Raw genomic sequence first — 13859 nt, forward strand, 5'->3', positions numbered from 1 at the left:
TCCCCCAATAACATTGTTGCCCTGCATGTTGGTTGGGCTTAGCGTAATTCTCTGAGCTTCAACCCTAACACTATTAGGTCCATTGGGCCACACTTTCTTACCCCCGAAATCAACTTCTTATAAAGTTGAGGGTAACTGTTTCCGGGTCTTCCAATTTAAGACGCACAGTACAAGTAGTCGACCATCCAAGGGAACAACTGCAGGGGTACAATTCATGCTTGCAATTATGTTGCCCACGGGTTTCATCCTCACCGCCTTTTCATCCCATTGCTTTTCTTCGTTGTTTCGACAACTATAAAAAAGAAAAATTATTTGTCTTCTGGATATATCTTAAATAAAGACATGAGATATAACATAAAAGCTCCAGTAACGAGAAAGAGGACAACAACATAGGTAGTGTCATAATAGAGAGCATGAGGTACCAAAAGCCTGAACCATGCCCAGTAAGCCAAGAACATTGGGAGGGACAGGGTTATTCTCTTCGCCAAGTTTACCCTACCCTCCGGAGATGGAAATACATCATGAACACCCCCAACACGAAAACCGCTGGGGCTATATAGAGGTCAAGATAATAAAGGAGACTTCCTGACATATCTATCACCTCCTTAATTCTATATAAACTACTCCAACAAAAACAAATCCACCTACAATAGCCGTTCCAAGGGGACCCAACCCCAAGGAAAGCGCTACTAAAGCACTTACAGTCTGTGCTCCAAATCCCTCTACAAAAGCACGGGCAACTTCCTAGATTCCTCTTGCATCAACTGACTTCCGAAATAATAAAGTTTTATTGGAATTGACAATGTAGTATCGTTTTGAGGATAAGGCATGTCAAGTTGAATTTCTAGTGTGTAATTTGTCTCTGTCCAATCAAATCCCCAATCCCCTATAGCAGGATCGTATATGTATCTGTAATCAAGAATGCTCTTGTTTTCTGGAATGCGGATGGGAGCCACGAGTAAAACCTCCGTCTGGTTAGGGTCGATGTTAATCGAATTCTGAATTGGGTACTCAATTTTTATGGTCTTTGACTGCTTGAGGTACTCATTGTATGGATGGCCGTATAGGAGTACAATCTTTGTGTTAACATTAACTCTCTCTGCAAGATTGTTCTTGAGATATATTTTACAAGTGGCAGTTCCCCCAAGCCCTATCCTCTCTGGACACTCTGTCTTTGTAATTTCAACTCCAGTATGTAAATCAGTTGTTGAGTTAACATTTATACTCCCGCCCCGTGAGTCTTCGAACAGCTCCCGCTCATTCACGAGCCTGTAAATATTGACGGTGTAGGAATGCTCCCACCTGAGCAAACCAGTGCAACATGAACACTTCCAAATAATTCTCACATTAATCGCCTTTCCCACTCTCAAGAGTGTTTCTCATTTAGACAGTTTCTAACTGCATGCTGGGTAAAATAGGCGGAAACACTCCACAAAATTAGAACCATCCAAAATAAAGGCCTCTTATATGCTATAAACACGCCAAAAAACGTGTAAAATAAAATCAACACGTAGAAATTTTTCGGAGTAACAGCCCAATCAATAGCATCAAGGATTTTCTGAACCTCTTGGTCAGACAACTTGTATCCCAGCATGCAACTTTTGATACTTGCTTCGATAGAGTACGGATTATAAATTGCCAAAAGGAGGAAATAAGCAAAAGAAAATTTAACGGCAGTCAAAATTGCCTCCGAGGGATCAGCAAGAGTATAAAGGGAAAAGAGAAAAGTAGAAAGTAACGTCACAGCCCATAAGACTACCAAATGGTTCAGGCTTATCCGCTGAACGAGAGCTTGTAACACTTGTTTCAGTACTCCCATGTCACCTCACCTCCCCCATTTGTCTATAATAGAGACTATAAAGTTCTTAACGGGTTTAAGAGTTAAGAAGCCGAATATGGTCTTGGCCTTAGGATTGTTTGAGAGTTCAGTAAGCACTGGAAACTTTTCAGCAAGCTTTGCCCCAATTTTTTCTTCGAGCTTTGGTCCGAATAAGAACAATATCATATCTCCTGTCATATCTGCATACACGGTTCCCTGATAAACACTCACTTTCACATCTACATTACCAACTCCCCTCCCCACTATCTCAAAGGTATTACCGCTCATTCCTTCTACAGTGTAATCAATGTACAGTGTCGCCGTTGATCCATCAACTCTAAGGAGCATTATTCCATCCGTCGTAACGACCTTGTCCTGAATTTGAATCGTGATAGTCTCACCCGGCTGTACGTTCTCGTTCACTGAAATAGTTGTATGGTTGGGAATTGCCTCGTCTAAATCCCTGGGAATAACCGAAATGTCAGCATTCAACTCTTTAATGTATATCTGGGTATTATCAACATTTCTGAACGTTAGGGCACATTTAAGTGATGACGCATAGTACTCTTGGCTGTACATGTCCATAGTCTCAAAGTTAAAGTTTAGATTGTCACATGATATTTCGGTGAGTTTTAGAGGATATTCCAAGGGCAGGATCTTAACAATAACGCTGTCAGTTTTAGTTTTGATATAACCTAGAAGACCACTGCCATTCTTGACTTTGAGTGTAATATTATGCAGTCCAACATCAAGGGGCCAGTCAAACTCAGTTACAACTTCGGTTTTTCCGACCGATATAGTTTTTCCATTAGAATACTCAAAATGGTTTATTTCTTTTCTATCTAAATACACACTTCCATCAAGTTCTAATAGATATATCTCCCCTCCTGCAACATCCGGAAGAGCCTTACAATAAGATGCAATGACTTTAACATGTACCTTTCCTTCCCCGACCATTTCCGTGGGAGTAACCTCCAGCCATGAAGTCCAGTATTCCCCATCTGAGCATCTATTCATCAAATCGGTAGAATCAACACTAATCTTCCCGCTCCACGAGTCCTCCCACAGCTCCTGACCATCAATGAGCCTGTAAACCTTGACGGTGTAGGAATGCTCCCCAGTTTGAGCAGTGCACATTAAGTAACCACTTTAGATTTAGAGTCTCCGCTACGGCTTATGGTTTTTGTTCCATTTTCTGTTCTGTAGTCTCCTTCCCAATTCTTCCGAGGTCAGATATTCGATTTCAGTTGAGTTCCCAATGATGTAGGGTTCCTTAAACCGCAATAATGGACGTTTAATCTTCCCCTTGGAATCAAGGAAGTAAATAACAAGAATACTTAAAAACGCCGGGATTAAACCATCAACTACGTTTCTCCAGAGAATACCCTCAATAAAGAATACTGAAAGGAAAATTAAAAAATAGACGCTCTTCCTAATTTTAATCACCCCTGCCTAAAGTTGTATGTTTTTATTCTCATCGCCTTTATGCCCAGTATTGAGAGCATTCACTGTGATATATTGGGTGTAACTTACCAAGTTGTGTTTCAGTAGCAACCATGTCCACAAGCTGAGAAGCATAAAGATTAATGGCACTAAAACTGTCCGTGCAGTCAAGAAGATTATAAGCGAAAATCCACCAGAGAATATTAACAGTCCCATTCCCATTAATTTATCAATCATTTTGGAAATCGGAACATAAATTAGGAACACAACGACAACATAAATCAAAATATTCTTGACAAGAGTTGCTCTTGTTGAATATACAAGAATAGTTGGCAATAGAAACCCCATCGCAAACAAGTCATAGACTACAAGGATTTTGACAAATTTTTTATTTCTGTGAAAACCCCATTTGTGAGTATAATGGTGGAGTTCAAGCCTAATTGCCAAATAAGCTATCAAGTTTCCTATAACATAAATCAGTGCCTTGGAATTTTGGCTGAAAAATTCATAAACAAAAACAATTAAAATCAAAAAGGGAAGATAAAACGTCAGTAGGTTATGGATCCGGAATTCATTCATGATATCACCCGAGAGACATCATTATTGTTTTTCTATGCGGATCTACTACGGCGTGACGTTTCATATCAACTCCCCAATATATAATTGGGCAACGTATAACGCTACAGCTATTACACCCAAAAGTACAATTATGTAATCTTTGACTATCCAGATTAATGCCCAAAGTGCCAACAATGTTAGCGCCACATAAGTTTTTCCAAGCTTTTGACTCAATGAGAGTATTCCAATCCCATCTAGCAGGCTTATCGAGGCCATTTTAAGGAAGGTGACGGAGTTCTGGATACCTTTGTTGACTACCAAATAAGCCACTACAGCAACCCATATGACAAGAACAATACTGTTCCCACTTGAAAACTCTTTATCCTTTTTGGCCCGGTTTGTGATTAGAGAGTATGGTATCCCAAACGAAAGAAATCCAAATCCCAGGCCGATGACAGGATTCTCAAAGGCCTTGCTAAGTGTCAGCAATTCCAAAGATAGCAGTGAAAAGGCAAAAGAAAGCTGGAGCACCCTCTTCCAGTTAGGATACGCTACAAGCCCCAAAAGAGGAAGGAGAGAGACTATACACACCGGCTCCATTTTTCACTCCTCCTTGAAATAGTCAAGGTAACCAAATACCTTCCGCGAGTATTCAATTGCATTTCTTGTCCATACTATCACCTTGTTTGATCCCTTCAGGAATATCAACGTAACGGCAATGTCTGGCTTGGTGAATACAGATCACCGCACTCAAAGCTCACCTGTTTTAGCGTTCCGTTTGAAGGCGTCACTTTAACCTTCATGTTGAAGCCCATCGTTATTTTTTCCTAAACTCCCTTAACCATTCACATAGGTATATGAACGCTGTCGGCCAGAGAATTGGAGAAAGAAACAGGGCCAATGGAGATAGAAGGTTTCTCATGTTGATATGATATATACTCAAAGATAGAACAACATAAAAAAGAAACAAGCTAGTGGCTATTTTACTACATTTATTATCATCATACACAAAATTTCGCCCCCATAGGGCATTACCTGCAAGGAGCCCTATCGGAATTGGGACGAACATTGCAAGAGAATACATTATCGCGTCTGCTATGTCGGAATGAAATACTAGAAAGTTCATAGCAACAAGAAAAACAACAATCGAAATAAAACCTATCAGTTGGTTTTTCCTGGCTTTAATTTCAAATTTTCCAAGATAATACTCAAGGCAACTGCATAGGTATTTATAAGCAAACAACCACAGTGGAGGCGCTATCAAAAAGGTAACGACAGTAAGATAAAACGAAGAACTATGAAATCTTAATATAGGAACTCCCAACAAAACATAATAGAAGAACAAAACCAATCTCAAATTCTTTTTTCTAAAGATAAAGAAAAACAATATAGCCAATAGGACGGGAATAAAGAACATAGTGGTAACCCAGCTCAAAGGCTTAGTTGTATTTACCAACAGTAGCGTATAAGGAACGAAGGAGGCTAAAAATAAGAAAAAAGAACGCAAACATGGTTTTTCACGGACTTTACTCATGGCCTATCACCCCGAGACAGTAGTTATAATCTGTTCTTTAATATCATTCAGGCTTATTTGGCCTAAAAATCCAAGAGCGTATCTATATTTAGGAGGCACTTTCGTTATGAATTTCTTGAACAAACTAACATCTGCCACAGCATTTACTCCCCTAAATGCCCCATAAGTTAATCCAACATCTGCAAGAATATCAGCCACAACCGCTACCTGATCAACTTTTACATGGATAATCGAGGTTACACGATACCTTTTTATCTTAAGCTCTCCCTGAATATCCAGGGTCAGGTTATATGTCATGTTGACAGTTGCAGTGGTTGTATGAATAACAATGTTCTCAACTTTCACATCTGCTCCTGCATCTGCCAACTGAGGAAATATTTTGGATAATAATAGAGGCAAATCTGGTTTAGGTACAAAGAAATATGCGGTAGATGTTATAGTTAGGTATCTTTTAGGGAGGATAGTTCTGTTAGAGACTGTATCTATTAAAATTCTAGATCTCAGATACTTCGCTAAAGTTTTAGGGGATATGCTAATAGTAGATACAACAGAGTTATTTATGAAAACAGGATAAGGATATCCGTTAAATATAGATAACCTGCAGGTCAAGGCTGCTTTGTAATTACCCATGTCATATTTAAAGTATAAATCACTGCACTCAAAGCCCACCTGTTTTAGCGTCCCGTTTGAGGGAGTCACTTTAATCGTTACGCTGTCGTTCTCTTCTTCTCCAGAGATTTTAGCTACTACAGTGTAAGTGTGGTCTCCAATCCCAAAGACATCCCTGTCAAAAGATGCGAGAGTGTAATTCTCGGCATCTTTGGGGATATACTTGGACACCCACCCCCATCCTTTGGATAGACAACCTTTCCACTCTCATTGACAACATGGAACTGAACGTTCAGAGCATCACTTGCAAAGTTCCACGCCTTCACTGTGAAGAACACCGTTCCACCACCCTCCAGCTCCGTCGGGAAAGCCTCCAGCTTAATGGCAAAACTACAAACTATTAATCAATTACATCAATAAAAATAAAAAATTCTACAAATCATTTGGATATAATTTAAATAGAAGTTGGAAGTAAAAAATAAGTGCTCCAGTAACAATGAAAATAACAAAGAAATGCCAGGGATTCTGCAAAGAGTAAGGTATTAAAAACTTAATCCAAGCCCAGTAAGATAGAAGCATTGGAAGGACTAATGTTGATCTTCTTGCTAAATTAACATTGCCCCTCTTTAAGTGTAAGTATATCATCACTACCCCTAAGACAACAATCCCAGGCATTATATAAAAATCAAAATAATACAAAAGACCATTAAACATCAATTTTCACCCCCTTGCTTCTATTTGTGCATAGGCTACCATGAATACAACAATCCCGGTAACAATAGCTCCCCCCACAGGACCTAAGCCCAAGAGTAATGCAACTCCAGCCCCTATGCCCGAAGCTACCACTGACCCAAGGAGTTCATTTGCAAGAGTGCTTGAGTTTTCTTGCATTAGCTTACTACCAAAATAATACAGTTTTATTGGTATTAATAGTTTCGTGTCATTTTGGGGATATGGCATATCAAGTTGGATTTCTAGTGTATAATTTGTCTCTATCCAAGCAAACTCCCAACCTCCCAGGGCAGAATCGTATATGTATCTATAATCGAGCATGCTCTTCTTTTCTGGAATGTGAATGGGAGCCACGAGTAAAACCTCCGTTTGATTAGGGTCAATATTAATTGAATTCTGGATTGGATACTCAATTTTCACTGTTTTTGACTGCTGGAGATATTCATCATAAGGATGGCCATACAGGAATACATCCTTCGTGTTAATATTAACCCTCTCTGCAAGGTTGTTCTTAAGGTATATTTTACAAGTAACAGTTTCCCCAAGTCCTGCCCTCTCCGGGCATTCTGTCTTTACAATCTCAATCCCATCTTGGATAACATTTATGTTCCTCCCTTTTGAGTCCTCCCACAGCTCCTGCTCATCAACGAGCCTGTAAACCTTGACAGTGTAATCATGCTCCCCCGCCTGTGCAGTCCAGTGAAGAGTCACTGAAGCGCCAGAGGTACTAACGTTAACCTTCTTCGAGTCCTTAAGCTCATCATCAATGTACAGCTTAACCAGAGCTCTCTGGGTGCTCAGATAAGTACTATCTATCTTAACGTTAAACTTAATTGTATCACCCTCCTTAGGATAATCAGGGTCAAAAGTTACACTCTGAATTCTCAGAGCCGGGCCGGAGGTTGAACCCGATATAACCACTACATCCCCGCCATCGTCCCCTGAATACATCTGATTGGGCCCAAACTTAAAGCTTCCTGAATAGCCGTAGGTTCCGGGGACAGGATACGGCACGGGACCAACTGAGATAAGCATTGTGTCGTGGGGCTGAACTGTAACGGAGTCACTCCTGTCAAAGGAGTGGGTGTTGTAACCGCTGTCCTTGTAGACGGCGTGGAAGCTCCACTGGCCCGAAACAGGTGCATCGTTCTCGTTCCTGATTTTGATTGTGAAGGACACTGAGGAACCCTCGGTTGTCCTTGTTTTGGACGGGACTATCGCAAAGAACACCTTAGAGGGGTCAATTTCAAGGTTTGCGGTTATGGTTTTTGAGTAACTTTCCACGGCAACCTGAACATCGGAATTCGAGCTTGACGAAACGGTCGGCTGTGAGGGATTTGACATCGGAGTCGGTGTGGGAGTTGAAAGGTAGCTGATTTTGACGGTTCCGCTTACGGTAACCTGTGTTTTTCCGTTGAAGTTGACCGTGAACTCCTTACTCTTCCACACTTTAATGCCATCATAGGGGTGAACCATCGAGTAGTGGCCGGAGTCGCTTCCGCTGGAATCCGTGAGCGTTACGTTCACATCGGAAACGGCGTTGTGCTCGGCCCTGAAAGAGACCTCGATATGGTACGTGGCCTTTGTTGAGGTAACGTCATCAACGACGACGCTCACGTTCTCTATGTAGATATAGCCGTAGTTGCTGTTAACATCAAGCGCTAAGTCGGTTGGCTGTGAGGTGCTGGTTTTAGTAGACGTCAGAGGGGACGAGAGAAGGGGCTCCCCGGAAGTTAATGGGGTAATTGTATCACACTTCCCGGGCAGGCAGATAATCGGCGTTGGAGATGGACTCGGGGAAGGAGTCGGTGAAGTGCTCTGCCTGACGTAAGCAACCAGAGAATCCTTAAGCTCGGCAACTTCCCTGTTGAGCATCGCCTTAACCTCTGGGTTGCCGTTTCCGAGTTTCATGACGTTGACGAGTACATAAACCCTGCGAAGTTGCTTGTATGCCTCAACGGCGGTGGGCCAGTAGTAGTTTGTACCATAGAGGGTAATGTGGTTGTTCACAATCCCGTCTTCAGCAACATTCTGGATGATAATGCCACCGTCACCAACGGTCGTCCAGCGGGAGTTGAGGAGGAGTGAGTCCATAGTCTTCTCCATAGAACTAAGGGCCGAAGACATTCCGTTCACATCGTCCGAGAGGTAGGCGTGGTAAAACTTAGACCACTGGTCTGCAAGGTCAGGAACGATTTTCTTTGGAGCATTTCCGTAGGTTTTCATAGCATCAGCTTTGGACTTTGCAGGAGTAGACCACTTCCATTTCTCCAATGCCCAGGTTTCGTAGTCGGCGTACTTGAAGCCGACCATCACGAAGGCCTGTGAAAAGTTGGTGAGGAAACTTCCCATGTCAAAGCCCGAGGTTATGTTATCTGCGTTCTTGGCAATGTACTCCTCAAGCGCCTTGATTTCATCATCTGTCCAGCCCTGGGCTTTCAGTTCGTTTACCGTCTCGGCTGGAAGACCGTTGCTCTTTATTTGCTGGGCCATCTGTTTAAGCTCGTCGGCCGAATAGTAGAGCTTAACTCCCGATTTCTTAAGTTCCTCAAGGGCAAGCCAGATTTGGGCGGAGATGTTGGCTGAGTTAAGCTCGCCCTGGCGGGAGTTGTCTATTAGCTTTTGGGCAAGGGTTGCGTTGGGATTACCGCTGGAGAGGCTCTCGTTGAAGGCGACGACAAGGTAAGCCTCATCGTTGAGGATTCTCCAGAAGTCCTCGTACGCTTTGTCTTCGTTGACTTCACTCGCCAGAACCATCGATGTCGATACCATTGCCCCATAAACCAGAGCACCCAACATTATTCCGATAATCAACACTCCAAGCCCTCGTTTCATATGACCACCAAGCATCGGAAAAAAGTATCTCTAAAAAAGTTTTCTCCCAAAATTTTGATTACTCGTATCATAACAGCAAACATACTTGAAAAACTGACAAAAAGTAAGTCACCAGGGGACGCTCTTCCAGCCCATCTTGTAGGCGAAATAGTTTGCCCCCCAGTGAATAAAGGGCGAGACGACGAGGAGGAATATAATCTGCCCGCTGGAGAGAGTTTTAACAGGGTAAGCAAAGGCCAGGGCGCTTATCAGGAAGCCGAGCTGGTCGAGGCCTATCGCCGGGGCACCGCGCGGGAGGTTTGCGCGCCTCTTGAAGAAGCTACCCACGAGGTCTCCGACGAGTGCGCCGAAGGAGAGAAGGAATGCCAGCTTGACCGCGGTTCCGAGTGAGCCGTAGAAGTCCGGCGTTAGGAAGTACTGGATTACCCCAACGAGCGTTCCTATAGCGACGCCACCGATGAAGCCCCTCCAGGTCTTTCCGTCACCGAGAAGCCGTTTTCCATCCCGCCATTTCCGTCCACCGTCTATCGGCCTTCCCCCTCCAACGAGTACCGGGGAAGCGTTGGCCACGTAAGCGGGAAGGATGTACCAGAACGCCCAAAAGATGGACTCCAGCCCCATTCTACCACCAAGGGAATAAGCTGGGAACCTTTTATAAGGATTGAGGGATAAGAGTGGAAAAAGGTGGTCGGCATGATAAAGAAACTTGTTGCAATCGTGCTCCTGGCACTGCTCCTGTGGGGGGCCTACATCGCCTACGCGCTCCTTAGCTCACCTCCAAAGTTCACGGCCCGCTGGGGCAACGTAACCGAGGCGACCACAGAGGTCATCATCCAGGGCGAGTGGAGCAAGCCCATCATCCTCCCGGTTTCAATGAACAACGTCACGATGAACTTCATGGGGCTTACTGTTGCATGGACCGACAGGGTGAAACTGTCAGAGAAAAACGCGCTCATCGTCCTTGGCATAGACAACCGCAACCTCGTGAGGGCGCTCTTCGACTACCTCAACAACGGACAGAACGGAACGGCGAAGATTTCCTTCAACGGCAGGCTCCTGAAGGTGATTCCACTGAAGTTCAGCGTGAAGCGCAACGTCCACATGGACCTGCTTGGGAAGCTCAACTTCACTGCGGAGAGCAAGCCAATCCTTGGAGGCCTCGCGTACACTCCAGCCCTGCTGAGCACCAAAGTCCGCTGGGGTGGGGAGAAGGGAAACAGGGGAATACTCATCGCCGATATGGAGTTCTACAACCCCAACTCGTTCCCGATTCCGGTGGCAAACCTGACGTTTGACCTCTACGCGAACGGAATCAAGATTGGAACCGGCTACCTGCCGAAGTCCACGGTCATTCCCGCAAAGGGATACGCGACCGTCACGGCCGTCATAGAGCTCGACGAGAACGTCCTGCCAAAGGTCTGGGCCCTCCACGTGAAGAACGGCGAGGAGAGCACCGTTGAAGTCCAGATAACGCTTTCGACGACAATCCTCGGCAACACGGTCCAGATACCGCTCAAAACCGAGAAGAAGGTCGTAAGGACCAACATAATGGAGGGTATCAACGAAGCGCTCTCCCAGCTCACGCGGGGATGAGCTTTTAAAGGCTCGCTTCTCCTTTCTCTTTACGGTGAGGGGGATGAACGTTAAGGAAATCCACGAGTTTCTCAACAGGCTGTGGGACGACATATTCACGCTCAACGAAGAACTCAAGGCCGAACTTCCGGAGAAGGGCTTCAAGGTGGAGGATGTGGAGGAGGTCTTCGGGGCCTACATATTCCTCGACGGCGAGTGGGTCAGAATGGACTATCCGCACCCGGCCTTCGAAATAAAGCCCCAGATTGAGGTAGGCGTGACGCCCGAGAGCTACTACTTCGTCGTTGCCGTTCCAAAGGAGAGGATAAGCGAGGGCTTTTTGAGCCTGTTCCTTGAACTCTTCCCGAGGAGCTTCATCTACGGGAGCGAGAACTTCCTGAGCGACGTCTACAACTGGAGGCGCGACGGAAGGGTCTCGCCAAGGGATGTCCTTGAGAGGATTGAGGGGAGTGATGAGAAGGTCTTCCAGTTCGAGGCGAACTTCGGGAGCGTTGAGGCGCTCAAAAAAGGCCTTGAGAGGCTGATTGACGTTGGAAGGGAGTGGGAAATCTTCGACCTTTGAGGCATTTCCGGCGGAGCTTCAAGAGTACTACCGTAAGCTCTTCGGTAGAGAGGCAGAGGAGATAATGGCATCGCTCAGAACGCCGGTCGAGAAGTACTACATCCGCGTGAACACCCTAAAAACGAGCAGGGACAAGCTCATGAGAATCCTCAGGCGGGAGGGACTGAAGCCGAAAAGAAGCCCCTACCTCAGGGAGGGCATCTACTTCGAGAGGGAAGGCCCCAACTTTCCGGACGACTACGAGCCCGGGCTGAAGGTCGTCAGGGCCAACAAGTTCGCGAGCGAGAGCGTCTACCAGGGGGCAAACCTCTACGCTCCCGGCGTTCTTCAGGCGGACAAGAGCATAAAGCCCGGCGACGAGGTCGAGATTAGGGACCCTAAGGGACTTCTCGTCGGGATTGGAATTGCCAAAATGAGCGCCAAGGAGATGATAGTTTCGACGAGGGGTTTGGCCGTTGAGGTTACGACTCCAAAGTTCAAACTTCCCAGTTTGAGCGAGCTGGAGAGCTTTAAGGAGGGCCTCTTCTACGCCCAGAGCTTGCCGTCCATGGTGGTCGCCCACGTCCTCGAGCCGAGCGAGGAAGAATTAATAATCGACATGGCGGCCGCTCCCGGCGGAAAGACGAGCCATATAGCCCAGCTCCTCCAGAACAGGGGCGAAATCATCGCGATTGACAAATCCAGAAACAGACTTAGGAAAATGGAGGAGGAACTCCAAAGGCTCGGCGTCAAGAACGTCAAGCTCATCAGAATGGACGCGAGGAAACTGCCGGAGCTCGGGCTTCAGGCCGATAAGATACTTTTGGATGCCCCGTGCACGGCTTTGGGAATAAGGCCGAAGCTCTGGGAGAGCAGAACGCCGAAGGACATAATCGCGACGGCTCGATACCAGCGGGCCTTCATCTGGGCCGCGATAAAGTCCCTCCGCCCGGGTGGAGTTCTGGTTTACTCGACCTGCACGCTGAGCTACGAGGAGAACGAGGCAAACGTCAAGTTCATGCTGGAGAAGGGCTTAAAGCTGGAGGAGCAGGCCGTCTTCATAGGCTCCGAAGGAATCGGACTTGATAGAGTTCAGCGCTTCTATCCAAACAGGCACTTAACCCAGGGCTTCTTCATAGCAAAGCTCAGGAAGGTGTGAGCATGAAGAAGTACTCCCTCCTGGCCGTGGGAATAGCGATAATTGCGCTCCTCCTCTGGTGGGCCGGGATAAGGGACGTAGTGGAAATTCTAAGGGGGGCAAGGCTTGACTACTTCCTGCTCGCGGTTCTCATGTACGTCCTCGGGCTCCTGTCGTGGGGTCTGCGCTGGCGCGTTCTCCTCAACGCCCTTGGAGTGCGGGCGAGCTTCACGAAGATACTCCTGGCTTTGCTCGCGGGGATATTCGTCAACAACGTCACCCCTGGAGCGAGGGGCGGTGGGGAACCTGTCAGGATGTACTTCCTGGCGAAGGAAACGGAGAAGCCCTACGGCCAAGTGTTCGCGACGGTTATGATGGACAGAATCCTCGACCTGATTCCGGTCGTGGTTATGCTGGCCTTTTCCACCGCCTACGTTTACAGGCTCGGTTCGCTTTCGCTCACGGCAGTCCTTGTACTGCTCGACTTGGTCTTCGCGGGACTCATCCTGTTCACCCTTGGAATCCTGCTGAGCGAGAGGAAAACAAAGGGGGCCCTCTACTGGTTTTTCAGGCTCTTCGAAAGGCTCGCGCCTGGAAAGGCCGAGAAGTACCGCGACAGGTTTGAAAAGGCGGTTGAAGTTGACGTTCCAAGGTTCCAGAGCGACTTCAGGTTTCTGATTAGACACAAGGGAGTTTTCCTGCTCGCGCTGGTTTACTCGACAGCCTCGTGGCTCTTCACGGTTTTACGGACTTACTACGCTTTCAGGGCCATCAACTACCCGGTTTCCCTCGTGGACGTTATGGTCGTTCAGATGGTCGGAATAGTGGTTGGAATGCTGAGCGTCATCCCCGGTGGGGCGGGCATAATCGAGACCGTGAACTCTGGAATCTACGTCCTCCTGGGTATAAACAAGGAGATAGCCGTCACCGCGACGCTCCTCGACAGGCTCATCTCATACTGGATTCCAACGGCCCTGGGAGCCCTCGTGACGACACACTTCGGGGCAAAGCTGAGGAGAAAAGGTTTAATTGGTAGGGGCCGTAGGTAAGGGGGATT

Annotated in this window: 13 protein-coding genes; 4 read left to right on the forward strand and 9 right to left on the reverse strand. The window is 46.2% G+C overall.

Annotation, left to right across the window (positions count from 1 at the left end):
* Window positions 1-722: 722 nt before the first annotated feature.
* The 9 genes from E3E28_RS03890 to E3E28_RS03930 all read right to left on the reverse strand — a co-directional run bounded on the left by E3E28_RS03890 (window position 723) and on the right by E3E28_RS03930 (window position 10151).
* The gene (locus E3E28_RS03890) at window positions 723-1364 is read right to left on the reverse strand and encodes a hypothetical protein (protein ID WP_167914096.1); all 642 of its coding nucleotides are present in this window, start codon (window positions 1362-1364) and stop codon (window positions 723-725) included.
* Window positions 1365-1366: 2 nt separating this feature from the next.
* Window positions 1367-1819 carry a hypothetical protein gene (locus E3E28_RS03895; protein ID WP_167914097.1) on the reverse strand — a complete coding sequence of 151 codons (453 nt, stop codon included), beginning with the start codon at window positions 1817-1819 and terminating at the stop codon, window positions 1367-1369.
* A gap of 6 nt (window positions 1820-1825) precedes the next feature.
* A complete protein-coding gene (locus E3E28_RS03900) occupies window positions 1826-2956 on the reverse strand; it encodes a hypothetical protein (protein ID WP_167914098.1) in 1131 nt (376 codons plus the stop codon).
* 30 nt (window positions 2957-2986) lie between these two features.
* Window positions 2987-3265 carry a hypothetical protein gene (locus E3E28_RS03905; RefSeq protein WP_167914099.1) on the reverse strand — a complete coding sequence of 93 codons (279 nt, stop codon included), beginning with the start codon at window positions 3263-3265 and terminating at the stop codon, window positions 2987-2989.
* 6 nt (window positions 3266-3271) lie between these two features.
* Complete coding sequence (locus E3E28_RS03910; protein ID WP_167914100.1) at window positions 3272-3841, reverse strand: hypothetical protein; 570 nt, start codon at window positions 3839-3841, stop codon at window positions 3272-3274.
* Between the two features lie 60 nt (window positions 3842-3901).
* The gene (locus tag E3E28_RS03915) at window positions 3902-4420 is read right to left on the reverse strand and encodes a hypothetical protein (protein WP_167914101.1); all 519 of its coding nucleotides are present in this window, start codon (window positions 4418-4420) and stop codon (window positions 3902-3904) included.
* 940 nt (window positions 4421-5360) lie between these two features.
* Window positions 5361-6194 carry a hypothetical protein gene (locus E3E28_RS03920; protein WP_167914102.1) on the reverse strand — a complete coding sequence of 278 codons (834 nt, stop codon included), beginning with the start codon at window positions 6192-6194 and terminating at the stop codon, window positions 5361-5363.
* A gap of 489 nt (window positions 6195-6683) precedes the next feature.
* Window positions 6684-9545 carry a hypothetical protein gene (locus E3E28_RS03925; protein ID WP_167914103.1) on the reverse strand — a complete coding sequence of 954 codons (2862 nt, stop codon included), beginning with the start codon at window positions 9543-9545 and terminating at the stop codon, window positions 6684-6686.
* A gap of 93 nt (window positions 9546-9638) precedes the next feature.
* Window positions 9639-10151 carry a CDP-2,3-bis-(O-geranylgeranyl)-sn-glycerol synthase gene (locus E3E28_RS03930; RefSeq protein ID WP_167914104.1) on the reverse strand — a complete coding sequence of 171 codons (513 nt, stop codon included), beginning with the start codon at window positions 10149-10151 and terminating at the stop codon, window positions 9639-9641.
* 72 nt (window positions 10152-10223) lie between these two features.
* Here E3E28_RS03930 and E3E28_RS03935 point away from each other — a divergent pair, with 72 nt between their 5' ends.
* From E3E28_RS03935 to E3E28_RS03950, 4 genes are read left to right on the forward strand one after another with little or no spacing between them, the layout of a single operon-like run.
* Window positions 10224-11123: an LEA type 2 family protein gene (locus tag E3E28_RS03935; protein ID WP_167914105.1), complete on the forward strand. Its 900-nt coding sequence runs from the start codon at window positions 10224-10226 to the stop codon at window positions 11121-11123.
* A 43-nt stretch (window positions 11124-11166) separates the two neighbouring features.
* Complete coding sequence (locus tag E3E28_RS03940; RefSeq protein ID WP_167915188.1) at window positions 11167-11685, forward strand: DUF3201 domain-containing protein; 519 nt, start codon at window positions 11167-11169, stop codon at window positions 11683-11685.
* Complete coding sequence (locus tag E3E28_RS03945; protein WP_167914106.1) at window positions 11654-12823, forward strand: RsmB/NOP family class I SAM-dependent RNA methyltransferase; 1170 nt, start codon at window positions 11654-11656, stop codon at window positions 12821-12823. Before E3E28_RS03940 ends, E3E28_RS03945 begins: the two co-directional genes overlap by 32 nt.
* A gap of 2 nt (window positions 12824-12825) precedes the next feature.
* Complete coding sequence (locus E3E28_RS03950) at window positions 12826-13851, forward strand: flippase-like domain-containing protein (RefSeq protein WP_206203797.1); 1026 nt, start codon at window positions 12826-12828, stop codon at window positions 13849-13851.
* The last annotated feature ends 8 nt before the right edge of the window (window positions 13852-13859 follow it).

It is taken from the genome of Thermococcus sp. 21S9, assembly GCF_012027635.1.
In the GTDB taxonomy this organism is placed as follows: Archaea; Methanobacteriota_B; Thermococci; order Thermococcales; family Thermococcaceae; genus Thermococcus.